Consider the following 23,920-nt stretch of genomic DNA (forward strand, 5'->3'; position numbering starts at 1 on the left):
CCCGCATGGCAGCCTAAATTCAAAGACACCCATCAGTCGCCTCAATCTATCCAGCGACAACCTCTTGAGGCTCCACATCTAGTCGATCGCCGATCGGCGGAGTCGCAGCGAGTTGCCGATGACGCTGACCGAGGACAGCGCCATGGCGGCAGCCGCGATGATCGGCGACAGCAGCAGCCCGAAGGCTGGATAGAGCACGCCTGCCGCAATGGGCACGCCTGCGGCGTTGTAGATGAAGGCGAAGAACAGGTTCTGACGGATGTTGCTCATGGTCGCGTGGCTGAGCTTGCGTGCCCTGGCGATGCCCTGCAGGTCGCCCTTCAACAGAGTGACGCCGGCGCTCTCGATGGCGACGTCCGTTCCGGTTCCCATGGCGATACCGACGTCGGCCGCAGCAAGCGCCGGCGCATCGTTGACCCCGTCACCAGCCATGGCGACCACGCGTCCCTCGCTTCGAAGGCGCGCGACCACCTTGCCCTTGTCCTCTGGCAGGATTTCGGCTTCGACCTCGTCGATGCCGAGCCTTCTCGCCACAGCCTGCGCCGTCGTTCTGTTGTCGCCTGTCAGCATGACGACGCGAATGTTCTCCTGCTTCAGCGAGCGCAATGCTGCTGGCGTCGTCGCCTTGACGGGGTCGGCGATGGCGATGAGACCGCCAACCTTGCCGTCGACGGCGACGTAAATCACCGTCGCCCCCTCGCCGCGCAGCGCCTCGGCCTCGGACACAAGGGCCGAGAGGTCGACGCCCGCTTCCGCCATGATCCTGTGACTGCCGATGACGAGCCTCCTGCCGTCGACGGTTCCCGTAACGCCTTTGCCGACGGGGCTGTCAAATTCCCTGGCTTCGCCGAGCGCTAGTCCCTTCTTCTTGGCCGCCGCGACGATGGCTGTGGCAAGCGGATGCTCGCTGGCGCGTTCGACGGTGGCCGCGATCCGCAGAAGTTCCATGTCGTCAATACCGCCCGCCACCTTCAATGCCGTGACCTTCGGCCTGCCTTCCGTCAGCGTGCCGGTCTTGTCGACAACCAGCGTGTCGATCTTCTCGAAGCGTTCCAGGGCCTCGGCATTCTTGATAAGCACACCCATCCGGGCGCCACGGCCGACGCCGACCATGATCGACATTGGCGTCGCGAGGCCCAGCGCACATGGACAGGCAATGATCAGAACCGCGACGGCTGCGACGAGGCCGTAGGCGAAGCGCGGCTCCGGTCCCCATATCCCCCAGGCGACGAAGGCGGTTACAGCAATGAGGATCACGACCGGAACGAACCAGCCCGACACCTGATCGGCCAGACGTTGGATCGGAGCGCGGGAGCGCTGGGCGTCGGCAACCATGCGCACGATCTGCGCCAGCATGGTGTCGCGCCCGACCTTGGCCGCCCGCATGACGAAACCGCCGCTCTGATTGAGCGTGCCACCGATCAGTTTGGCGCCGACCTCCTTGGTCACTGGCATGGATTCACCGGTGATCATGGATTCGTCGATGGAACTGCGCCCTTCGATGAGCTCGCCGTCGACCGGCACCTTCTCGCCTGGCCGGACACGCAGGCGGTCCCCGACCACGATGACATCGAGCCCAACGTCCTCGTCTGTGCCGTCCACCCTGACGCGGCGGGCCGTCTTCGGCGCGAGATCGAGAAGCGCCCGGATGGCGCCGCCGGTTTGCTCGCGCGCCCGGAGCTCCAGCACTTGCCCCAGCAGCACGAGAACGGTGATCACGGAAGCGGCCTCGAAGTAGGTCGCGACAGACCCGTCGGCAGCACGGAACGTATCCGGAAAAATGCCGGGCACCGCCGTGGCAACGACGCTGTAGATCCAGGCGGCGCCTGTTCCCATCGCAATCAGCGTGAACATGTTGAGGCTGCGGTTGACGAGCGACGCCCATGCCCGCTTGAAAAAAGGCCATCCCGCCCAGACCACGACCGGCGTCGCCAACACGAGCTGGACCCGGTTCGAAAGCTGCGCGCCGAGCAGCATGTGCAACCGCGTGAGATGACCACCCATTTCCAGGGCAAGAACAGGCAAGGTCAACACGAGACCGATCCAGAACCGCCGCGTCATGTCGATGAGCTCGGCGCTTGGCCCAGTCTCAGCAGTCGCAACCTCCGGCTCCAGCGTCATGCCGCATATTGGGCATGTGCCGGGGCCACGTTGCCTGATCTGCGGATGCATCGGACAGGTGTAGATCACGCCTTCTTGAGTCTCTGGCCCGATGCCCGCCTGCGCGGGCGGCTTCTCCTCTTCGCCATGATGACCGCCACGGGAGTGCGCATGGCCCTCATGCATGTGATGATCAGTCATGGATCGCTCCTCCCGGGTGATGTCCCGGGGCATCGGCCCGGTGACCGAACCTCGGAATGAAGCGCGGAACTGTTCTCGCATAGGCGTCCCACGCAGCGCCGAACTCGGTCCGCGAGGCCTCCTCCTCCCGCTTTGCCAGGCGCACGTAGACCCAGATCAGAACCGGGAACATGGCGAGGGTCACCAGGGTCGGCCACTGCAGCAGGAACCCGATCATGATCACCACGAAGGCGTCGTATTGCGGATGCCGGACGCGAGCATATGGCCCGCTTGTCGCCGGGCGATGCTCGCGCTGGGCGTCGTAAAGGACGTGCCAGCTCGACGCGAGCAGCCAGAAGCCCGCGATGATCAGGACGTTGCTTGCGAGATGGAACGGCCCGAAATGCGGATTGACACGCCAGCCGAACATCATCTCCAGCAGGTGACCGGCATCGTGCGACCAGAAGTCGACGCCAGGGAAATGCCGCCCGAGCCAGCCGGACAACAGGTAGATGGTCAGCGGGAAGCCGTACATCTCCGTGAAGAGCGCGACGATGAAGGCGGAGAAGGCGCCGAGCCAACGCCAGTCCCGCTTGGTCTCGAGCTTGGTGAAGCTCGCGGCGAAGACGATGAACACCACGGAATTGATGGTCACCAGGCTCCAGAGTCCATAGGCAGGGGTGTCAGACATCGTCGGCCTCCTTCTTCGACTGGTTCGTGCCGACCCCATGGCCCGCATGGTCGTGGCCGGAATGGCTACCATGACCGCCGTGGCCGTGATGCATAAAGAGATGCATCAGCGGGCACGCCAGAATGAGAAGCCACGGCAGGATGCCGAGAACATGCACGCGATGTTCGTAGGCGATGAGAAGCAGCGCGATTGCGGCGAAGGCGATGAAGACAGTCCGGCTGTAGGTGCTCCAGGCAGATGTGGAATGGTTGTCGATCATGGGGATGCCTCGTTCGAATGAGTTCGGAGACAGCTTCGCGGTTACCTGAACCGCGTCAGCCAATGCCGTCATAGGTGACGTAGGCCATCATGCCCGTCGCCATGTGATAGAGATGATGGCAGTGGAGCGGCCAGCGACCGGGATTGTCGGCGTCGAAAGCAAGGACGACGCTTGCCATTGGCGGCAGCAGCACCGTATCCCTGACGGCGCCGGTGGCCGGAGCCCCATTAATACCGATCACCTGGAAATGGTGCCCATGCAGATGTATTGGATGCGCCATCATCGACATGTTGGTGATGGCGACCTCGACCCTTTCACCGCGTTTGACGACGAGACCGTCCGCGCCGTCGATCGCCCAGTTATAGGCGGCCATGTCGCCGGTCAGCGAAAGTTCGAAGCGGCGGTCCGCCGGGCGCGGCACCAGTGGGATCACCGGACGCAGCCGCCCTTCCAGGTCGAGCCCGAGGGCCGGCCCTTTCGCATCGCCCTCAATTGCAATCTTGCGGACGGTCGCGCCCGCGCTGGCAAGGATGATACCGGTACGCTCCACGGCTCCCTCGCGCAGGGCAAGGATGGGAAACGCACCGCCGTCCTTTGGAAGGCTAAGAAGGATGTCGAGACGCTGGCCCATCGAGACTGGAAAGGACGTGCCGGCAACCGGCTGCATACCCTGCCCGTCAACAGCGATTAATTCCCCGGCAAGGCGACCGGTGTCGATCGTAAAGGCGGTCGCCGTGGCGCCGTTGATGACGCGCAGGCGGACGTGGCCACCCTTCTCGACCCTCACGACTTCCGGGTCGTCGAGCGTGCGGTCGTTGGCAAGATAGGCATCGTAGTCGATATCGTTGAGGTCCATGGCGGCCATTCCAGGCATCGCCATATTAGACATGCGGTTGCCGGACATCATTTGCTGCATGCCAGTCGTCCCCTGCATCGATCCGTGACCCATCGGCGTTGCGCCGTGCGCGGCACTGCCCTTCAGCTTCTCCAGCAGTTCCTCCGCCGACAGGAAAGAGAAGTCGTGCAGCAGGACGACTACCTCCTGCTCGTCTTGCCTCAGCCCATCCGCGGTCCGTACGATCTGCGGAGCGGCAAGTAGGTTCTGTTCCTGCAGCGTATGAGCATGCATCCAGTGTGTGCCGCCCGCGCCGACCGGAAATATATAGCGGCGGACTTCCGACGGTTTCAGGAGTGCGGCTGGATTGTCGGGCACGCCGTCGGCCTCCCAGGGCGGCGTCAGTCCGTGCCAGTGAATCAAGGTCGGTTCATCGATGGCGCTCGACAGAGCGACATCGAATTCGGTTCCCGCGTCCAGTGCCAGCCCCGGCCTACCGTCGGGCTGAATGAGACCGAAAACGCGGGCTGACTTGCCCTTGACGTCGATGGTCCGATAGCCGACGGAGAGACTGCGCGGCGCGCTTCGTGTGGATGAAGATTTGGTGGCCTGTGCGAAAGTACGGATAGGGCGTAGGGCGGCCGATGCACCGAGCGCCGCTGCGCCGACCATCACGCCGTTAAGAAAATCACGACGGTTCATTGTATTGATCCTTGCTTCCAGGTCAGCGATGCCGACCATTGGTCTCGGGCGCCCGTAAGGAGCCCCATGGAATCAACCGAATGCCGCGGCGAAGCGGCCTTCGGCATTCTCAGACCGGAAAACGCGGAGGACCGAGCGGCGGTGCAAGCGCCAGACCGCTGCCGGTCTGATCAGCCCTTGCAAAATGGAGGAAGGACCCTGTGACGGCGGGACCATCCTCCCTATCGACGGCCGCCATGACGATGCAGAAGGCGCACTGAACGGCACAGCAGCCTTTATGGTCGGGTCTATGGAAGCCGCCATGGAGCGAAGCCTGCGTGCTCTTCAAAATGGGAGAATACGCGAGGCTGGATTGTTGTGTGTGATCCAGATGGTCATGGCACGCCATGGCCTGCACACTTGCCGCTGGCCCGAGGAGCAGCGCAAGCGCGACCAACATGGTCAGCACTGCGTTCATCCATGCGAACCGGCGGCGGTCGGCGGCCATGTGTGCGGGTTCCTTTTCGCGCTCAGCCGAAGCGTCGGCTGATAAAGTTGAAGATCGCGGCGATCAATGCTCCCGCATAACCGCCGAAGATGACGCTTTGAAGGATGCCCAGTGCTAGGCTTCGAAGATCGAAACCGGTAAGCCCCAGGTAAAACTGCAGCCATGGCCTGTGCAGACCCCATTCCGGAGCGACGAAGCCCAGCAGCATGCATAGCAGGAACGAGATCGTTGTGAAAATGGCAAGCGTGGCGCCAAGTGCCGCGATGGAGATATGCGCGGGGGTAACCGAGGAACTCTCGGAGCGTGAATGCAAAATTATGTTCACCATTGAACCATCCTCCGCATCGGCCGTCGTTGCGGCTATGACGATTGCTCGATCATCCGGCAATTCGTCATTGGCATCCTTGATTCAGGTCAAGGATGGTGGACGGACATGTGATGATCGATATGGGCACGGATGCGGTAGCAACAGCTTCCCGGCTTGCGCGGTCGCGGGGGGCTGCCTGATCCTGACGCAAATTTTTAGTCGTCCGGCCCATCATCTGGTGTCAAGTTATGGTCAGACCATTCCACTTTTGGAATTTCTTTTTCCACCAGGAACGCGAATGTCGTGACGCTCGCAACATCCGGAGTTACAGAGCACTTGAATTCCAAGTTGTACCAGTGTTTTCGGCTTCTAAAGGCCGCGCCATGCGCCTCAACGGAATCGGCCGATAGCAAAGGGTCCGACATTGCATAAGCAACGACGTATTCTGGCCGATATTGCTGATCCCATCGGGCAATCTGCTCCATGGCCTCCATGTTGCAAAGCTGGATCATTTTCTCTTGCGTTCCGAGCTTTCTTAACGCGGCTTGCGCCTTTGTGGAGCGAGGTGCCGCCAACTTGGTCGCCGCATAAAGTTTCGTCGCGCGGATCATCTCACTTTTCGGCGTTTCGATCGTTTGGTCGGCAGGAGCGGGTTTGTACTCAACGTCGCTGTCCGTATTCGCTACCGGACCTTCCTTCGGCGCGGTCGGAAGTACCCTTTGCTTTTCGGCTTCTCCGGGATGCACCATTTCAAGTTGTGTTGGAGCGACGATCTCGACTGAGACAACATTGTCTTCCGTTGGCTCCAGCGATTTTCTGCTAGGTACAAAAGCGAGAATCATCGAGATCACGAAGAGGTGCAAGGCAACAGACGCAGAAAAGCTCCGGCCGAGATTCCGTCGCTGATGCAGATCGCTGAGAGCCATTCAACAATATCGCCGTCGAGACGGGCGCCCGATCCCTCGTCGGTGTCTGATAGAGCTACGGCAGTCGTTGCGCAAGCTTTTGCTTGGGCAGGCAAGTAGCCCAACTGCCTGGACTCCTGCGCTGGGGCGCGAGATAGGAGAGACTGGTGAACATCTCCTTCGACCCTTGCGTGTTGACTGACCCGCATTCCGCTCGGCACTCGCTCATTGTGACGGGATCAGACCCTTCATGATCGCGGATGATCGAACAGTGGCGGTTTCGCTTACAGGCTGTCATAGGCGCGAAGCAGAGTTGGCAATCGCACTCTACGCAAACCGCCCGGTCGTGACCCTCAACGCCAGCGAGCCAAACGCCACCGAAGACGCGAGTCATTTCGTCCTTTCGCAATCTTCATCTTGCTGATTGCACGGTGACGTTGGCGACCCGTGCCATCCGCGACAAGCCGGCAATGACAATCACGGTCGTCAAATATGCGACGACCTGCAGCAAGGTCGGCTGTTCTATATAGCCAATCAGCGTGTGCGAGATCCGACCAGCGATGCTGGCCTCGGACAGAAGGCCTGACGTGTCCCACACCGTTGCGTCCAGCCAAGTGACGAGATTGGCGGATTCCAAAAAACCTATGGCCTGTGCAGCCATGCCCGCCGCCAGCAGGGTGACCATGATACCTGTCACGCGGAAAATGTGCTTCGGCGGAATGCGCACCAATCCGCGGAAGGTTAAATAACTCAAGACGGCGCCAAGGCAGAGCCCCAACACACTTCCGATCGCCAGCGAGACAGGTGCCTCGTTGCCGGTGACGAAAATGCCATAAAGGAAGAGAACCACCTCCGCTCCTTCGCGCAGCACGGCCGCCCCAACCACAACAGCCAGTGCAGCCAGGCCCTTCGACCCGGCAGCAACCGACTTGCCGACAGACTTGAGTTGCTCCGCAAGTTCCCTGCCGTGTTGCGCCATCCAAATATTGTGCCAAGCCAGCATGAGAACAGCCAGGAACAGGATGCCTGCGTTCAGCAGTTCCTGCCCTGAGCCCGCAAAGGCCGCCGCAATCGTACCGGTAAACAGCGCCACGATACAGCTACCGAGGACGCCAGCCAGGATGCCGGCGGTGATCCAGAGCGTGCGGCCAGCGATCCCCTGCGTGATGGCGGCGACAATTCCGACCACGAGACCGGCTTCAATGATTTCCCGGAAAACAATAATCAATGCGGCCAGCATGGCTGCAATCCCTACTCGGCGATGAAATATCCCATGGCGACATCTTCGTGATATTCGTCGACGAAGAGGAACTTGCCGGCGGATTTCGCCTTCACATTCGCCGTAATGTTACCTCCGCCTTGAACGACCTTTTCGATCTTCAGCGGCTTGGACTCGATTTCAGCGGGAGCGGCATTCAGATTCTTGAACTTCACCATCACGTTCTGGCCGATGGGAATCTTTACCTCGGCTGGCGAGAAGGTCGTTCCCTTGAGGATGATCTCGACTGTTTGTGTTTCTGCGCGAACTGGCCCGGTTAAAGCGGCGGCGATAAGAGCCAGGGCGGTGATTTGCAGCATTCGTCGCATAAAAATCTCCTCAAATGGATTGGCTGCATTTCAGCTATTAAACTTGAATGAATATGTAAAGTATAATCTTGGCGCTCAACCTTAGAATTGCCTTGGGAACCAAGCTCTTTTGTCCCGGCGTCTTCCGGCCAGGTTCATGCCGATCTCGTCGGCCGGCGTTTCAAATCTCAGTTGGTGGGAAGCGCCACTCACAACGGCGAACGGCGGCGCGAGAGACGGCTTGCTGCGAGCGTCCTCATTGACCTTTACAGCCCCAGCACATTACCGGGAGTGGGAAAAACGTGGGGTAAGAATCTTCAGGTAATCGAGTGCCTTTTTTGGATTTTCTTCGAGAGCGCCTCTAGAAGGCTTGAAGCCTGCCTGCGGTCATGACGCAGCCTCGATACTTCAGGCAGCTGTCAGTCAATTCGGGCATCTCATCGCGAGACGATAGGAGACCAAATGTACAAAGTCGACGCCGCCATAACCGGATGGATCAACAGTCTGGCCGGGAACGGCCTTCTCGATCATGTCGTGATCACCATCTCCAACTTGGGTGTCCCGTTGCTCGTCCTGGCCGTCACCGCCCAATGGTGGACCGGCTCCGAGCGGACAAAGACGCGCCATATCCTGATCGCTGCCGGCCTGACCTTCCTCATCGGGCTGGGGATCAACCAGATCATTCTGCTTTTCGATCAGCGCATCCGCCCTTATGACGCTGGAATTACGCACCTTCTGATCGCGCGCAGCAGCGATCCTTCATTTCCATCCGATCATGCGACGGCGAGCTTTGCGATTGCCGCAGCCTTCCTAATTCATAGTCTGCAAAAACGCGGCCTCATCTTCCTTCTGGCCGCAATTCTCGTCTCCCTCTCGCGTGTCTATATCGGCACGCACTACATCAGCGACGCTATCGGCGGCGCACTAACGGCGACCCTCGCGGCAACCATTGTCAAGGCCCTCTACAAGCCGGAAACGCGAGTCGACCGCTTTATCACAAGCATTCTCTAATTTCAGAGCCATCGTGCCGAAACCCACACCTTAAGAATTTGGGTAGATCGACCGCGCCTCGCTTCACCGTGATCGAAGGTGAAATGTAAAACCTCCCGCCAGGATTTCCAGCTTACCGATTCCAAATCGCAAACTGTCATGCGCGAGTTAGGTTTAACAAGGAATGACGGCCTAAAGATCAGGGGAGTGTTTTCCTCCCTAACGTGAGAGGATGCGCCGGCCCCATTCAATCTGCCATCGGCTCTCCGAGCGTATGCATCAGGCGGTTCGCCCAGCCGAAGATGGCGGACGACAGGACGAGATCCAGGGATTCGAGCTCGGAAAGACCGATATCGGCGAGCGCCTGTGCGTCGTCCTCCGTCGCCGCTGGTGGCGTCGGCGAAAGACGTGCAGCGAAGTCGAAGATGGCGCCGAGGTGTTCTTCGAGCTCCGCATCGAGCCCGTCCGCGAAGATTGCGTCAATCACGTCGCTGCGCTTGGTGTGACTGATGAAGCGGGATGCATGAACGGCCGCGCAATAGACGCAGCGGTTGACGACCGATGCCGCGGTGGCGCCGAGTTCGCGTTCTCCGGACGAGAGCCCATCCTTGCCGTACATGATCAGATTGAACAGGGGAGAGCGGACCGCAAGCGACTCCGGGTCGTGCGCGAGTGTCAGCACATAGGGCGAGATGCCCTTGTTGGACGGTGTGACCTGCATCGCCTCGCGCTGCTCGTCGGTTGCAGACTCCAGGTCGACCGGAACGACATACGGCTGCCAACGCGGAACCTTTGTGGTGAAGCTGTGCACGACTTCGCTCATTGTCTTGCTCCGATCAGTTTCAGTCCTGCGATCACGCGCACCTGGTAGTTCACGAAGGCGGCAAGCTCCGAAAGCCGGACAATATCGGCGTCGGTAACGCCAGCGCCTCGCAATGCCTCGATATGGCCGCGAGTTGCCTCCCGTGGTGCGATGGTCAGTCGATCGGCGTGGCGGACGATCTCGGCGATGCGCCCATCTTCCGCGTTCGTGCCGGGCTGGGCGAGCGCGGCGGTCGCGCTTTCGCCGGCACGCGCGACGAGATCGTCGTAGTGGCTGGCGAGTGCGTCGTTGCGATTGTGGCGGGCCATGCGGGCGGCGAGCGCAGCGCGGAGCCCATGCGACAGGCCACCTGGATCACGGGGCAGAAGCACCGCCTCATGGGCCGCCTCGCTCAAACGCAGGATCTCCGCACGCTTCTCCATTGCCTCGGCAAGCGCCGAGCCTGACCTCACTGCGGCGAGGGCTTCGATGAGTGTCAAAACGGACTCCTTTGCATCTCGCTGGAGATTTCATTTCCATTATGTCAAAATAGCATGAATACGCCGTTTCAATGCGCAATATTTATCTATTCTCCACCGAAATTATGGAAAACTCATACTTCCAAAACATGAAGGATGATGGTTGATGTCTTATATGCATAGCAACTCAATCGACATTCGCCAGCTTGAAGCCTTCGCGGCGGTAATGTCCGCGGGCAGCGTGACCGGGGCGGCCCGTCTGCTCGGACGCTCGCAACCCGCGGTATCTCGGCTGATTCAGGATCTCGAGGCTGACCTGGGATACCCGCTTCTCCATCGAAGCAGCGGGCGGATCCAGCCGACAGCGCGTGGTCTGCGCTTCCATGCCGAGGTCGAGCGCCATCTCGCCAGCCTGATCCATATCCGTGAACGGGCGGAGGCGATCGGCCGCGACGAACCGGCAACCCTGACGGTCGCCGCGACGCCGTCTCTCGCGGCCGGGATCCTGCCACAGGCGCTGGCTGCGCTTCCGTCTGATCTCTTACCAGGTCATCTGCACGTACAGGCGCTCGCGGCTGAACACGTCGTGCAGGCCGTGGTCGCCCGGTCGGCGGATCTGGGCATATCCAGCCTCCCGCTCGAACATCCGGGCCTCGAGATCCACTGGATCGCGGAGGCTCCCTGTGTCATCGCCATCGGCGCAGAAGATCCTCTGGCCGCGGATGAAGTCGTGCGCCTCGCGGATCTGGCGGAACGCCGCATCATCACGCTTGCCAACCCCTATCGTCTCCGTCACCGCATCGACGAAGCTCTCGAAAGGGTGGGCGTGGCGCCGGAGCACATCATCGACGTGAACGCGTCGCTGACGGCACTCTCACTCGTCCGCGCCGGATTGGGCGTTGCGATCGTCGAGCCCGCGACTGTCTGCGGCGTGCCGCTGGACGGGACCGTCATGCGTAGGGTCGACCAGCACATTCCCTTCTTGTTTGGCGCGATTTCCGCTGCGGCGCTGCCCCTTTCGCCGACGGTCTCCGCCGTGATCGACGCAGCACGGACAGAAGCCCTGGCCATGCCCGGCAGCCGCCTGCTTGAGGCCAATGGCACTGATGCGATCGCCGACACGGTCTACGGACAGACCGCCGCCTCCGAAGGAGCGCCCGCATGAGCGACCTTTCCAAGCTTCCGGGCGATCTTGAAGCTCTCGAGGCGCGCCTGCGTCAGGACCTGTCGTGGCTCGAGCTGCCCGCCAAGTCATGGGTGCCTACCCGCGAAGTCGATGGGCGGACCGTCGTCGACGTCGTCATCATCGGCGGCGGCATGGCGGGCCTCGTCGCCTCCGGCATGCTGAAGCGTATGGGCGTCGCCAACCACCTCGTCCTCGACAAGGCACCTGCAGGCCAGGAGGGGCCGTGGGTCACCTTCGCCCGCATGCGCACCCTGCGTTCCCCCAAGGTGCTTACGGGTCCCGCGATGGGGCTGCCGGCCCTGACGTTCCGCGCCTACTACGAGGCCTGCTTCGGCCGCGAAGCATGGGTCGCGCTTGACCGCGCGCCGCGTGAGACCTGGATGGAATATCTGATCTGGTACCGCAAGGTGCTCGATCTGCCCGTCCGCAACGGCCTCTCCGTGAACTCCGTACTGCCACGCACCGACGGTATGCTCGATCTCATCTGTAGCGAGGACAGCAAAAAGGAGAAGATCGTCGCCCGTCATGTGGTGCTGGCGACCGGCCGCGATGGTCTGGGCGGCCCGTTCGTGCCCGATATTGCGAAAAGCATCGATCAGAAATTCTGGGCGCATACCGCCGACGATATCGATTTCGCGATGCTGCGCGGCAAGCGGATAGGCGTGATTGGTGCCGGCGCCTCGGCAATGGACAATGCCGCGACCGCGCTCGAAGGTGGAGCCGCACGTCTCGACATGTTCGTGCGCCGCAGGGAGCTGCCGCGCATCAACAAGTTCACTGGCATCGGCAGCCAAGGCGTGGTCCATGGATTCGCCGGGCTGCCGGACGAATGGAAGTGGCGCTTCCTCAACTATGCCATGGGCCAGCAGACGCCACCGCCTCGGCCAAGCGTCCTGCGCGTCAGCTCGTTCGAGCAGGCTCATCTCCATCTTGGGAGCCCCATCACGGACCTGAAGCAGGAAGACGATCATGTCATCGTGACAACACCGAAGGGCAGCTACGCGGTCGACTTCTTGATCTTCGGAACGGGTTTCAAGATCGACCTGACCAATCGCCCGGAACTCGCTGCCTTCGAACCGCATATTCGTCTCTGGCGCGACCGCTTCCCGACGCCCGCTGGCATGGAGAATGGCGAACTCGAGGGATCGCCGGATCTTGGCGGCGCATTCGAGTTCCTCGAAAGGCAGCCGGGTTCATGCCCGACTTTGTCGAAAATTCACTGCTTCAATTTCCCGGCGACCCTCAGCCACGGCAAGCTCACCGGCGACATTCCCGCAATCAGCGAAGGCGCTGACCGCCTGGCGCGCGGCATCGTCAGATCGCTCTTCGTCGAAGACCGTGAGAAGCATTTCGCAAGCCTCCAGGCCTTCGACACACCGGAACTCCTCGGAGACGAGTGGGCTGAGGACGAAGCGCTTTCTGAACTTTCCTCCGAAAGGACCTGAGACCACAGATGCTTGAGATCAAGAACCTGAAACTGGCCTACGGAAGCACGCAGATCCTGAACGGCGTCGACCTGTCGGTGAAGCGCGGGGACGTCGTGTCGATCATCGGTCCGAGCGGGACGGGCAAGACGACGCTTCTGAAGTGTATCAACCACCTCGTGAAGCCGCAGTCGGGAACGATCGATTTCGACAATGTGCGGATGGATTTCGCCAAGCCGGACAAGAACTCCGTGCAAGCTATTCGTCTGCGCACCGCAATGGTGTTCCAGCAGTTCAACGTCTTCAAGAACATGACGGTCATCCAGAACGTCATGGACCCGCTCGTCGTCGTGCAGCGCAAGTCGAAGGACGAGGCCCGCGCCATTGCGCTGCAGGAACTCGAGCGAGTGGGGCTGTCCGACAAGCTCGACAACTATCCCTCCCAGCTCTCCGGCGGCCAGCTCCAGAGAACGGGCATCGCCAGAGCGCTCGCGGTCAAGCCGGACGTGATGCTTTTCGACGAGCCGACCTCGTCGCTTGACCCCGAACTGGTGAACGAGGTTCTGAAGGTGATCAAGGATGTGACGTCCTCGGGCATCACCTCGCTTCTCGTCACTCACGAGATGCAATTCGCCAAGAACATCTCGAACCGCATCGTCTTCATGGACCGGGGTGTCGTCGCAGCCGACGGCACGCCTACCGAAATCTTCGACACCCCCTCCAACCCGCGCCTCGCTCAGTTTTTGAATTCCGAACGCGCGATCCAGTAGAAAGGATGCCTGAAATGACTTCCATGGGTTCAATCTCGCGCCGTCGTCTCGGTCTCGCCGTAGCAGGCGTTGCGATCGCCTTCGCAACCGCCTCCTTTGCTGAGGACGTGCGCACGATCAAGATCGCCACCGCGGCAGAATCGAAGCCGCTTTCCTGGGGCGCTATCGGCGTCGAGCCGCAGGGCTATGAGCCTGACGTGCTGAAGGCGATCAACGCCAAGCTGCCGCAGTACAAATTCGTGATGGAAGGTGCTGCCGACATTGCACAGGAAACGGGTCTTGCCACCGGCAAGTACGACATCGCCACCGGCGGCTACTACCGTGCGCCCGCACGCGAAAAGCAGTTCCTCATTCCGGATGCCCCGATTGGCGCCAGCCTGATCAAGATCTACAGCCGCAAGGACGGCGGCATCAAGGAAATGAAGGACCTCGTCGGCAAGAAGATCGTGCCCGTCACGGCAGGCGGCGGCATCTACAAGTTCGCCACCGCGTGGCAGGAGCAGAACCCCAATTACAAGATCGAAATCACGGCTTCGAGCGCTGGTGTCCCCTATCCGGACCGTCTGAAGGAGGTCGAAAACGGCAAGTATGACGCGCTGGTCCTGCCCTCGAACCTTGGCGAGCAGACCGTGATCGACCAGCAGAAGCTGAACATACAGGCGAGCGAACCTGTCGCGATCAACAACACCTTCGTCCTGATCCATCGCTCCGAGGAGAACAAGGCGCTTGCCGACGGTATCGACAAGGCCCTGAAGGAGCTGAAAGCCGACGGCACGCTCGCAAAACTCTCGCAGAAATGGTTCGGCGAGGACATCACCGCGTACATGAAGTGAGGCAGGACCACGATCCCGGCGACCAGGCCCGAGACTGAAACAAGGAGTGTTCCGAAGTGGACCTTTCGATAATGATCCCCGAGCTGCTCTCGGCCTTGCCGCTGACGCTTGCGATCACGTTCACGGCCATGGTCGCCGGCTTCGTGCTGGCCTTGATTGCGACAACGTTCCGGGTGCGCAGGATCCCGGTGATCAGTCAGTTGGCCGATCTCTATGTGTCCTACGCCCGCAGCGTGCCCGTCGTGCTCCAGTTGTTCGTCGCCTTCTACGGGCTTCCAGTGCTTGTCGGCGTATTCGGCATCGAGGACTTCGTGTCGCCGACGATCGCCGCGATGCTCGGCTTGAGCCTCTACCATGGCGGCTATCTGTCGGAAGTCATGCGCCCCGCCTACCTTGCCGTCGAGCGGGGCCAGCACGACGCGGCCGACAGCCTCGGCTACACGTTCGGGCACAAGCTGGTGCGTGTGCTCGCTCCGCAGGCCGTGCACATCGCGCTACCGGGCTATGGAAACTCCATCATCTACCTCATCCACAACGTCGCCCTCGTCATGTATATCGGCGCGGCCGACGTGATGGCGACGGCGCACCTCGTCATGGAGCGCGACTACAACCAGTACCAGTTCGAAACCTACCTCGTGCTGGCGGTTCTCTATTCGGCCCTGTGTCTGGTCGCATGGCTGATCGTCCGCTCCTTCGAGCTTCGTTCCGCGAAGTTCGCTTCAAGCGCGACGCCCGCCCGAACCACGCTGATGGCAAGCGTCTGATCGAAGGAAGGAACACACCATGTTTGATATCGACGTTCTTCTCCCCGATTTCTGGGACATCCTTGGCGCAGTGCCGCTGACGCTTGCGATGGCGTTTGCTATCTTTATCCTCTCGACGATCATCGGCAGCCTGTTCGCCATGGTCGAATACCGCAGGATCCCGGTACTCCGGGAACTCGTCGTCGCCTACAAGGTCGCCTTCAAGGGCGTGCCGATGGTGGTGGTGATCTTCCTCGCCTACTATGGGCTGCCTTCGACGCTGCAATTCCTCTCCTCGCTCGTCGGTGTGGAATACAACGGCCATTCGACGCCGAACTGGGTCACCCTCATCGTAGCTCTGACCGCCTGCGTCGCGGCTTTCCAGGCGGAAGTTGTCAAAGGCGCCTTGAACTCTTTCGATACAGGCCAGTCAGATGCCGCCTATTCGCTGGGCTACAGGAAGAACCAGCTCTTCCGCCGCGTGATGCTCCCGCAGGTCATCGTCGCAGCCATTCCGGATCTCGCCAACTCGTTCATGGTCATCATGAAGGCGCTTTCGCTCGGATTCGCCATTGAAGTGGTGGACATTTTCGCGCAGTCGCAATTGACCGCCGCACTGAACTTCTACTATCTCGAAGCCTTCCTTGTCGCCGTCGTGATCTACATGGTGATCGCCTATATTGTCACTCAAATCGCCGACCGGCTGGAAGGAGCTCTTCGAGTGCGGACTTGAAGGTAGGCCTGTATCTTGCCGCCATGCAATCGGCTTGCAAGGCTATAGTTTAATTGGTCGGATGACGGTTCGAGACATGGCGGCAGTTGGCCCCGGCATGCCCTCATGATCTGAGATATGCATCCTACCTCGGCTGTCAGGCATCTCAGGCGAACACGATTCGCGGCTTGCCACCGCAAGCAGGATCGCTCCCGCCGTGGCCTCGATCGATCTCGACGTAGTTCGGAGCTACCTGAAATAACGGTCGTTCTACCTGGTCCAATTCAGTCTCGACACGGACTCCCTTTCTACGACACCGCGATCAGGAGTGCTGCAGGTTGATCTTGTCCAAGGCGGACCTCAGCCCTTGCGCAAGCTTGGCCACGCCGTCGTTTGCCCAGAAGTGCATGAAGAACAGCCGGGGCTGGTCGCCGAGCATGTGATTGTGCACGGCAGTGACTTCGATTCCGCTGGCCCGCAATGCGCGCAACACCGGGTTGACCTCAGAGGCGATGAGCACGAAGTCACCCGTGATCGCCGCGCTGCCTTTCCCGGTCGGCTGGAAGTTGATGGCGATTGCCGAGCCCATCGCCTCCGGCACGTCCATACCGTCGTCCTTGATCGTTTCCGCACGGGGGATGCTCATCTGGTAGACGCCGCCATTCACCTTGCCCTTGTGGCCAAGCACCCGATCGATGGCCGCGGTGTCGAGATCGATGGAGGCAGACGAAGCGCTCGCTGGTGTGTCCGAAAGCGGTGTCCCGCTCTCCTGCAACGCGGCATGCAAGGCTGTTGCCAGCTTGATCGGATCGCCATGTCCGAGGACATGCATGTACATGGTGGCCGGTTCGGACCGCAGCAAATGATTGTGGAGGGCAGTCACGTCGATTCCGCTGTCGAGCAGCTTCGTCATCACCGGGTTGACTTCCGGCTGGGTCAGAACGAGATCGCCCATCACCATGGCGTCGCTATCACCCATCGGTTTGAATGCAAGCCATGAGCCGAGCGCCAGCGCCGGTTTGAGCTGCACACCGTCCAAGGTGACCTTCAGGTCCGAGCGCGGCAACCCCACGCGGTAGATGCCGCCCGACATTTGCGCGCCGGATTTGCCAAGCGCTTTGCCGACCTCCGTCCAATCGGGATCGGCGTATGCGGGTACCATGGAGATCAGCACCAGGATGGCGCCGATTGCGAGTCTTGCAGTCATGTCGTGCTCCTTTCATCGCCCTCGTTTGCGTTGCCCCTTCCCTATGTGTTTGATCTATGCCGCTCACCGCGGGCGCCGGTCTCAGCGGGATGCCCTGCCGCGAATGTCACTATCTGGTTCGCGAAGCTCACCCGGTTGGAATCAACGCAACCTGACGACGCTGGCAGCCCATCCATCTCTCGTCACCGAGCTGATCGTGAGCCTTTTTCGATCGCGAAGCAGGCGATGTTACGCCGCGGTTGGCGTCCCGGCGGGCGGCCAGCTATGCGTCTCCGCCTTGCGACGCGAGGCCCAGGCATAGAGTGCGTCATAGATAACGAAACCGTGCTTTAGAACCTCATGGTCATCAGACGTCACGTCCCGAAGCCCCATGGAGATCGCAAGCAATCCTGCCGATTGCGGCGTCAGGTCGTGCCGATCGGTGTCGGCGCCGCGAACGATGGCGGCGATGGTCACGATCGCCGGATCAGTGTCGAGACCATGTTTGGCGACAAAGGTGTCGAAGCTGCAGCCGTCGCCGACATGGGTGTATTCGACATTTGGGACGTCATAGGGTGTCGCCCCGGTTTCTTCGGCAACCTTGATCACCTGGTCGGGCGGCACGAACAGAAACTCCGGCTCCTTGTCGATGAAGCGCGCAATCAGCCAAGGACAGGCGATACGGTCGATAACCGGGCGTTCACGGGTAACCCACTTCATGGCATCATCTCCCTTGTTGATTTTCTGCGCTTGCCAAGGGCACGGTCGGACCGCCGATCGCATGCCAGGCGGCAATTCCGCCGGCAAGCCCCTGCGCTTTGAGCCCGCGGCGGCGCAACTCGGCCACCGCATTGCCACTGACCTGGAAACCATAGACGCAATAAACGACGATCGGCCTGTCCTTGGGCATTTCGTCGGCCCAAGAGGCAATCGTCTCGGGCGCGCGCAGCAGCGCACCCGGCAGCATGTCGCTGCGTTTGGGCAGGTCCTCGGCCAGACACACATCGAGCAGGACAATATCTTCCTGGCGCTCGAGGCGGCTGCGCAAATCTTCCGCTGCCACCAGATTGTCATTTGTCGCGGGGACCGGGGCCTCGGCAAAGGCACTCTCCGTCCGCATCACACGTTTGTATCGCTCGGCGACGCGCTCCCAATGGATGTTCTTCATGAAGGCGTCGACATAGGCGCCAGCTTTCGCGCCGAAATCGATATGATAGGCATGCTCGTACATGTCGAGCGCCATGATCGGAATGCTGCCAGCCAGGCAATTGGTATGATCCTGACCCCATTGGATCATCAGGCGGCGATGGCGCTCCGACCAGGTGAGCAGCGTCCAGCCCGAACCGCCGGCCTGCGCCTTGGCACAGCCGGAGAACTGCGATCGCCAGGCCGCAACGCTGCCAAAATCCCGCTCGAGCGCGGCCGCCAGATCGCCGGCTGCATCCCCCGATCCGCCGAGACCGTCGAAGTAGATCTCATGCAGGATCGCCGAGTTCGCCGCGATCAGTTCCTCGCGCTTCAGGCCATTGATGTCGAAGACTGGAGCCGAGACCCAGTCGAGTTCATCGAGGCGATGTTCGATTGCGTTCAAACGGCGAACGGCACCGCCGTAATTATTCTCGTAGTGGCTCGTCAGCAGCTTCTCGGAAAGACCATCGAGATGCGGAGGCTTGAAGGGGAGCGGCATGATCCGGTGCAGCATCGTGTCCTCACTGGCGGAATTGCAACGACGAGGACGATACGCCCGAACAGAAAATGATACAAGTGTTGCAATTGTCTTTCTGCATGATACAGTCCTTGCGATGAACACAGATTCAACGACCGAGCAGCGCTGGCTGCTGCTGATCCACCAGTTGCCGAGTAAGCCAGCCTATTTTCGGGTTAAAATCTGGCGCCGCCTGCAGGGCATCGGCGCGGTCGCCGTCAAAAGCACGGTCTATGCGCTGCCGGCCAACGCCGAGACGCAGGAAGATTTCGAGTGGCTGCTGAAGGAGATCGTCGAAGGCGGCGGCGAGGCGATGGTGTGCGAGGCCCGGCTGATCGACGGCCTCTCCGATGCACAGGCGCGCGCACTGTTCGACGCGGCGCGCGACGAGGACTATGAGGCGATCGTCAAGGATGCCCGCGGTCTTGAAGAAAAGCTCGAGGCGGCATCGAGCGCGGACGAGATGGCAGAGATACGACCGCATCTCGTCCGCCTGCGCAAGCGGCTCGCAGAGATCGTGGCGATCGACTTCTTCGATGCCACCGCCCGCCTATCGGCGGAGGGACTGATCGCCGCGCTCGAGGCTCGGCTCGCGGAGGACGCCAAGATGAACAACGATCAGCAGAAGACGACACCACAGACGGCGGCGGACCTGAAGGGGCGGACCTGGGTCACCCGTCAGGGGGTCTATGTCGACCGTATCGCCTGCGCGTGGCTCATTCGTCGCTTCATCGATCCCGACGCCATCATCCGTTTCGTGCCGGGCAAGGGCTATGTCCCGAATGCAGGCGAGCTGCGGTTCGACATGTTCGAAGGCGAGATCACCCATGAAGGCGATCGCTGCAGTTTCGAGGTCTTGCTGACACGCGCGGATCTGACCGATCCCGCCCTGCAGGCAATCGCCGAGATCGTTCACGACATCGACCTGAAGGACGGAAAGTTCGGGCGCGAGGAAGCGACCGGCATTGCCAGCCTACTCTCGGGCATCACGGCGGCCAATCCCGATGACGAGCAGCGGATCACCCAGGGCAAGCCGGTGTTCGACAATCTCTACCAATATTTCCGCGCCAAGCGTGGCTGACGCACAGGAAACCGACATGAGCAAGATCGAACATCTCGGTACAGCGCCGCACCGATCCAACGATACGCCGGCGCACGGCATTTCATTCGGTGAAGCCACGCGCGTCTGGGCGCGCGTGGCTGCCTTGAGCTTCGGGGGTCCCGCCGGCCAGATCGCCGTCATGCACCGCATCCTCGTCGACGAGAAACGCTGGATCGGCGACAACCGCTTCCTCCAGGCATTGAACTATTGCCACCTGCTGCCGGGACCGGAAGCGCAGCAACTGGCCATCTATATCGGCTGGCTTCTGCACAAGACCAAGGGCGGCCTGGTTGCGGGCATCCTGTTCGTGCTCCCCGGTCTTGTCGCCATTATGGCGCTGAGCTGGATCTACGCGATCTTCGGCAATGTCGGCGCAGTCCAGGCCCTGTTCTTCGGGCTCAAGGCAGCCGTGCTGGCGATCGTGGTCGAAGCCGTGCTTCGGATCGGCCGGCGCGCTTTGAAGAACAATGTCCTAAGAGGACTGGCTGTGGCCGCCTTCCTCGCGCTGGCACTCTTCCATACCCCCTTCCCGCTTGTCGTTCTTGCAGCCGCCATTATCGGCTACCTCGGTAATCGGGCCGGATGGGCGGCATTTGCGCCCGGCGGAAACCACGCAAAGGCTGGCGGAAAACCGGTCGCCGATGCGGACACCGCCCTTGGCGAGGAAACGCCCCTACATGCGCGGCCCTCGATCGGCTGGTCGATCAGGATTGCCGGCACCTTCCTGCTATTATGGCTCGCCCCTACACTCGTCTTGTGGGCCGTATTCGGCTCCGCAAACATCTTCACGGATATCGGCTTCTTCTTTTCGAAGACGGCCGCCGTGTCGTTCGGCGGCGCCTATGCCGTCCTGTCTTACGTCGCCCAGCAGGCTGTCGACCATTATAATTGGCTCAAACCCGGCGAAATGCTCGATGGTCTCGGCATGGCCGAAACGACGCCGGGTCCATTGATCATGGTCACGCAATTCGTCGGCTTCATGGGCGCCTATCGCGCACCGGGTTCGCTCAGCCCCTTGCTTGCCGCAACACTCGGCGGATTGCTGACCACCTGGGTGACCTTCGTTCCCTGCTTCCTTTGGATCTTTCTCGGTGCGCCGTTCATCGAGAGCTTGAGGAGCAACAAGGCCCTGTCGGCGGCGCTCTCGGCCATCACGGCGGCCATCGTCGGAGTTATCATGAACCTTGCGGTGTGGTTCGCGCTGCATGTTCTGTTTTCTCAAACATACCCGATCCATGGGTTCGGGATCAGCTTCGACGCGCCGGTCTTAAGCTCGCTGAATATCGCCTCCTTCGTGCTGACACTTGGTGCGATGATCGCGGTGTTCCGTTTCAAGGTCGGCATGCTGACAGTGCTCGCCGCCTGCTCCGTCCTCGGCCTGGCCTATGGCCTGCTGATGGGCTGGGTCTGACGCGTGCGCGCCCCGCCCTACGATCAAAACCGTCAGCAATCCGGGGTCAGGACACCGGTGCAACGCAGTCGTCCGTCCACATATCTGTTTGCGGCCCGCGCGCTGCGCGACTTCGGCGATGGCTTCGTCGCAATCCTGCTGCCGGTCTATTTGCTCGTCTTGGGGTTCTCACCGCTGCAAGTCGGCGTGCTTGCGACGGCGTCCCTTTTCGGCTCGGCACTGTTGACCGTCGCTGTCGGGATCCTCGGTGCGCGTCATGATCTGCGCCGCCTGCTTCTCGCCGCTGCCTGTCTGATGGTCGCCACGGGTGGCGCCATGTCCGTCGTTACCGACTACGCGCTGCTGCTGGTGGTCGCCTGCGCTGGCACGATCAATCCATCGACCGGCAGTGTCAGTGTCTTCGTGCCGCTGGAGCACGCAGTCCTTGCTCGAAACGCCGGCGATCGCGATCGGACGACGGTGTTCGCGCGCTACAGCCTCGTCGGAGCGCTTGCAAGCGCTGTCGGCGCCCTTGCGGCGGCCCTGCCCGATGCCAGGGCGTTCGCCGGGCTTGGACAACTGACAGCCATCAAGCTGATGTTCGTGCTCTATGCGATCGTCGGCGTAGCCGGTACCCTGCTTTATTCCCGCGTCCCCGCCCGCCCACCAAATCGCGAGGCCAAGGACGTGGGCGCCGGGTTGGGTCCGTCGCGCGCTATCGTCCTGAAACTGGCAGCCCTCTTCAGCCTCGACGCTTTTGCCGGCGGCTTTGTCGTTCAGTCGCTGCTGGCGCTGTGGCTGTTCGAGCGCTTCAATCTTTCGCTGTCGGAAGCTGGGGTGTTCTTCTTCTGGACCGGGGTGTTGTCGGCCTTCTCGTTCCCGGTCGCAGCATGGCTGTCGAAACGGATCGGGCTGATCAACACCATGGTGTTCACCCACATCCCCTCAAGCATCGCGCTGATGCTGGCGGCCGTTGCACCGACCTTGCCTCTGGTTCTGATTCTGCTGACGATCCGCGCCGGCCTGTCACAGATGGACGTTCCCACGCGCTCCTCCTATGTGATGGCGGTGGTGACGGAGGCGGAACGGGCCGCGGCCGCAAGCTTCACCTCCGTGCCGCGCAGCTTGGCCGCCGCGGCGAGCCCGGCGCTGGCCGGTGTGCTGTTTGCCGCATCCTATCGCGCCTGGCCGCTCCTTATCTGCGGGTCACTGAAGACCGCCTACGACCTGCTCTTGCTGCTGCAATTCCGGCATCACAAACCGCCGGAGGAGCGCTGAAAGAAACCTGCGGCCCGTCGGGGGACTGGCGCGCTCTCACGCGCCGTCACCGCAATTCGCCGCGACCGGTCCGGGAACAGGTCGCAGATTGCACCGCCCCCTCATTCGGCACTCGTTAATGCTCCCATTGATGGCGTATAGGCCGGCATCTCACAACATCAATTCATCGTTGAACGTTGAGAAGCGACTTGCGAAAACGTAATCCGGCGATAGCGAAGAACGCTACTCCAATGCCGGCGAGTGCCAGCATTTGCGGCCATATGATCGCAAGTCCGGCTCCTCGATAAAGCACAGCTTGTGATAGCGCGACGAAATGTGTCGACGGAGAAAACTGCATTACCTTCTGCAACCAGTTAGGCATACTTTCCATCGGCGTCGTGCTTCCGGACAAAAGATTCATAATGATAAGAACCGGCATGACGATCAGCCCGAATTGCGCCATCGAGGTCGAAACAGTGGCGATCAAGACGCCAAGCGACGTCACTGAAAACTGGTAGAGGACGGCTGCGGCTACAAAGAGGCTTACAGATCCCGCGACAGGCACACCGAGCAGACGCTCAACCACGACGATGAGTGAGGAGATCGCGGCGACCACAATGACGAGACCGTTTGCCCATATTTTTGCAAGCATGATCTCGATCGGGGTGACCGGCATGACAAGCAGGTGCTCGATCGTTCCATGTTCGCGCTCGCGGATCAGTGCTGCGCCCGTCAAGATAAGCGAGAGCATGGTGATATTGTTGATCACCTGCATCACGGCCGTGAACCATTCGGACTTGAGGTTCCGGTTGAATTTCGCCCGCACGACAAGATTGATCGGCTGTGTCTGATCGGCTCCAGGTACTGCCGTCAGCACCTCCTGCAGGATGATATTCTGGATATAGGAGGCTCCGTTGCCGGCTTGCGACATCGCGGTCGCGTCGATGTCGAGCTGGACCGATGGATGGCGCCCGGCAATCACGTCCTGCTCGAATTTAGGTGGGATCTCGACAACAAAAACGAAGCGGCCCGCGTCCATCACAGCATCGATCTCGTCAGCATCGATCAATTCCGGAGACTTGAAAAAGGGCTGCAGCAAAGCATCGCGTAATCGTGCCGACAGCATCGAATGGTCCTCGTCGACGATCGCCACCGCGGCGTTCTCCACCTCGAATTTCGCGCCCGTCGCCACCGCGTAGATGGCAAAGGTAAATGTGTAGACGATCAGCACGACTAGGACAGGATCAGCCTTGAGGCTGTAAAGCTCCTTGATGCCGAGGCGAAGGATCCGGGAAAGACGGCCAGCCAT

At 60.9% G+C, this 23,920-nt stretch carries 25 protein-coding genes; 10 read left to right on the forward strand and 15 right to left on the reverse strand.

Annotation, left to right across the window (positions count from 1 at the left end):
• Positions 1–78 precede the first annotated feature (78 nt).
• The 9 genes from Q4Q11_RS12025 to Q4Q11_RS12065 form a co-directional block, all read right to left on the reverse strand.
• Positions 79–2,301 (reverse strand): copper-transporting P-type ATPase, encoded by a 2,223-nt coding sequence (locus tag Q4Q11_RS12025; protein WP_498569611.1) that lies wholly within the window; start codon positions 2,299–2,301, stop codon positions 79–81.
• A complete protein-coding gene (locus tag Q4Q11_RS12030) occupies positions 2,294–2,971 on the reverse strand; it encodes a methyltransferase family protein (protein WP_498569612.1) in 678 nt (225 codons plus the stop codon). The genes Q4Q11_RS12025 and Q4Q11_RS12030 overlap by 8 nt, the downstream gene beginning before the upstream one ends.
• Complete coding sequence (locus tag Q4Q11_RS12035) at positions 2,964–3,230, reverse strand: DUF2933 domain-containing protein (protein ID WP_113215524.1); 267 nt, start codon at positions 3,228–3,230, stop codon at positions 2,964–2,966. The genes Q4Q11_RS12030 and Q4Q11_RS12035 overlap by 8 nt, the downstream gene beginning before the upstream one ends.
• A gap of 55 nt (positions 3,231–3,285) precedes the next feature.
• Positions 3,286–4,767, reverse strand: coding sequence for a multicopper oxidase family protein (locus tag Q4Q11_RS12040; protein ID WP_498569613.1), 1,482 nt, complete (start codon positions 4,765–4,767; stop codon positions 3,286–3,288).
• A gap of 109 nt (positions 4,768–4,876) precedes the next feature.
• Positions 4,877–5,254, reverse strand: a complete 378-nt coding sequence (locus Q4Q11_RS12045) for a hypothetical protein (RefSeq protein ID WP_498569614.1) — start codon at positions 5,252–5,254, stop codon at positions 4,877–4,879.
• A gap of 22 nt (positions 5,255–5,276) precedes the next feature.
• A complete protein-coding gene (locus Q4Q11_RS12050; RefSeq protein WP_498569615.1) occupies positions 5,277–5,582 on the reverse strand; it encodes a hypothetical protein in 306 nt (101 codons plus the stop codon).
• Positions 5,583–5,776: 194 nt separating this feature from the next.
• A complete protein-coding gene (locus Q4Q11_RS12055; RefSeq protein ID WP_498569616.1) occupies positions 5,777–6,487 on the reverse strand; it encodes a DUF930 domain-containing protein in 711 nt (236 codons plus the stop codon).
• Positions 6,488–6,878: 391 nt separating this feature from the next.
• The gene (locus tag Q4Q11_RS12060; protein WP_112508085.1) at positions 6,879–7,706 is read right to left on the reverse strand and encodes an FTR1 family protein; all 828 of its coding nucleotides are present in this window, start codon (positions 7,704–7,706) and stop codon (positions 6,879–6,881) included.
• A gap of 11 nt (positions 7,707–7,717) precedes the next feature.
• A complete protein-coding gene (locus Q4Q11_RS12065) occupies positions 7,718–8,053 on the reverse strand; it encodes a cupredoxin domain-containing protein (RefSeq protein ID WP_498569617.1) in 336 nt (111 codons plus the stop codon).
• Between the two features lie 441 nt (positions 8,054–8,494).
• Here Q4Q11_RS12065 and Q4Q11_RS12070 point away from each other — a divergent pair, with 441 nt between their 5' ends.
• The gene (locus tag Q4Q11_RS12070) at positions 8,495–9,043 is read left to right on the forward strand and encodes a phosphatase PAP2 family protein (protein WP_498569618.1); all 549 of its coding nucleotides are present in this window, start codon (positions 8,495–8,497) and stop codon (positions 9,041–9,043) included.
• 226 nt (positions 9,044–9,269) lie between these two features.
• Here the strand turns inward: Q4Q11_RS12070 and Q4Q11_RS12075 are convergent, their stop codons facing one another.
• Both Q4Q11_RS12075 and Q4Q11_RS12080 read right to left on the reverse strand, forming a co-directional pair.
• Entirely contained in the window at positions 9,270–9,845 is a 576-nt protein-coding gene (locus tag Q4Q11_RS12075) for a peroxidase-related enzyme (RefSeq protein WP_112508079.1), read from the reverse strand.
• Positions 9,842–10,324 carry a CMD domain-containing protein gene (locus Q4Q11_RS12080; RefSeq protein WP_498569619.1) on the reverse strand — a complete coding sequence of 161 codons (483 nt, stop codon included), beginning with the start codon at positions 10,322–10,324 and terminating at the stop codon, positions 9,842–9,844. Before Q4Q11_RS12080 ends, Q4Q11_RS12075 begins: the two co-directional genes overlap by 4 nt.
• A gap of 154 nt (positions 10,325–10,478) precedes the next feature.
• Between Q4Q11_RS12080 and Q4Q11_RS12085 the strand changes: the two genes are divergently transcribed.
• The 6 genes from Q4Q11_RS12085 to Q4Q11_RS12110 are packed head-to-tail and all read left to right on the forward strand — an operon-like array spanning position 10,479 to position 15,992.
• A complete protein-coding gene (locus tag Q4Q11_RS12085) occupies positions 10,479–11,468 on the forward strand; it encodes a LysR family transcriptional regulator (protein WP_112508124.1) in 990 nt (329 codons plus the stop codon).
• A complete protein-coding gene (locus Q4Q11_RS12090) occupies positions 11,465–12,934 on the forward strand; it encodes an NAD(P)-binding domain-containing protein (RefSeq protein ID WP_498569620.1) in 1,470 nt (489 codons plus the stop codon). Before Q4Q11_RS12085 ends, Q4Q11_RS12090 begins: the two co-directional genes overlap by 4 nt.
• An 8-nt stretch (positions 12,935–12,942) precedes the next feature.
• Complete coding sequence (locus Q4Q11_RS12095) at positions 12,943–13,683, forward strand: amino acid ABC transporter ATP-binding protein (RefSeq protein WP_113215532.1); 741 nt, start codon at positions 12,943–12,945, stop codon at positions 13,681–13,683.
• Between the two features lie 14 nt (positions 13,684–13,697).
• On the forward strand, positions 13,698–14,516 hold the full coding sequence (locus tag Q4Q11_RS12100) for an amino acid ABC transporter substrate-binding protein (RefSeq protein ID WP_113215533.1): 819 nt from the start codon (positions 13,698–13,700) through the stop codon (positions 14,514–14,516).
• Positions 14,517–14,572: 56 nt separating this feature from the next.
• On the forward strand, positions 14,573–15,280 hold the full coding sequence (locus tag Q4Q11_RS12105) for an amino acid ABC transporter permease (RefSeq protein ID WP_113215534.1): 708 nt from the start codon (positions 14,573–14,575) through the stop codon (positions 15,278–15,280).
• 19 nt (positions 15,281–15,299) lie between these two features.
• The gene (locus tag Q4Q11_RS12110; RefSeq protein ID WP_113215535.1) at positions 15,300–15,992 is read left to right on the forward strand and encodes an amino acid ABC transporter permease; all 693 of its coding nucleotides are present in this window, start codon (positions 15,300–15,302) and stop codon (positions 15,990–15,992) included.
• Positions 15,993–16,293: 301 nt separating this feature from the next.
• Here the strand turns inward: Q4Q11_RS12110 and Q4Q11_RS12115 are convergent, their stop codons facing one another.
• The 3 genes from Q4Q11_RS12115 to Q4Q11_RS12125 form a co-directional block, all read right to left on the reverse strand.
• Positions 16,294–17,178 (reverse strand): DUF1259 domain-containing protein, encoded by an 885-nt coding sequence (locus Q4Q11_RS12115; RefSeq protein WP_112508062.1) that lies wholly within the window; start codon positions 17,176–17,178, stop codon positions 16,294–16,296.
• Positions 17,179–17,406: 228 nt separating this feature from the next.
• Positions 17,407–17,877 (reverse strand): chromate resistance protein ChrB domain-containing protein, encoded by a 471-nt coding sequence (locus Q4Q11_RS12120; RefSeq protein ID WP_113215537.1) that lies wholly within the window; start codon positions 17,875–17,877, stop codon positions 17,407–17,409.
• 4 nt (positions 17,878–17,881) lie between these two features.
• Positions 17,882–18,859, reverse strand: coding sequence for a Fe-Mn family superoxide dismutase (locus Q4Q11_RS12125; RefSeq protein ID WP_498569621.1), 978 nt, complete (start codon positions 18,857–18,859; stop codon positions 17,882–17,884).
• Between the two features lie 100 nt (positions 18,860–18,959).
• Between Q4Q11_RS12125 and Q4Q11_RS12130 the strand changes: the two genes are divergently transcribed.
• From Q4Q11_RS12130 to Q4Q11_RS12140, 3 genes are read left to right on the forward strand one after another with little or no spacing between them, the layout of a single operon-like run.
• Positions 18,960–19,943, forward strand: coding sequence for a chromate resistance protein ChrB domain-containing protein (locus tag Q4Q11_RS12130; protein ID WP_498569622.1), 984 nt, complete (start codon positions 18,960–18,962; stop codon positions 19,941–19,943).
• A gap of 16 nt (positions 19,944–19,959) precedes the next feature.
• Positions 19,960–21,375, forward strand: a complete 1,416-nt coding sequence (gene chrA, locus Q4Q11_RS12135; RefSeq protein ID WP_498569623.1) for a chromate efflux transporter — start codon at positions 19,960–19,962, stop codon at positions 21,373–21,375.
• Positions 21,376–21,432: 57 nt separating this feature from the next.
• On the forward strand, positions 21,433–22,632 hold the full coding sequence (locus Q4Q11_RS12140; RefSeq protein WP_498569624.1) for an MFS transporter: 1,200 nt from the start codon (positions 21,433–21,435) through the stop codon (positions 22,630–22,632).
• 163 nt (positions 22,633–22,795) lie between these two features.
• On the opposite strand, the gene Q4Q11_RS12145 is transcribed toward Q4Q11_RS12140, so the two are convergent.
• Positions 22,796–23,920 carry an ABC transporter permease gene (locus Q4Q11_RS12145; protein ID WP_498569625.1) on the reverse strand — a complete coding sequence of 375 codons (1,125 nt, stop codon included), beginning with the start codon at positions 23,918–23,920 and terminating at the stop codon, positions 22,796–22,798.

The organism is Rhizobium sp. UFLA01-1127, assembly GCF_059803845.1.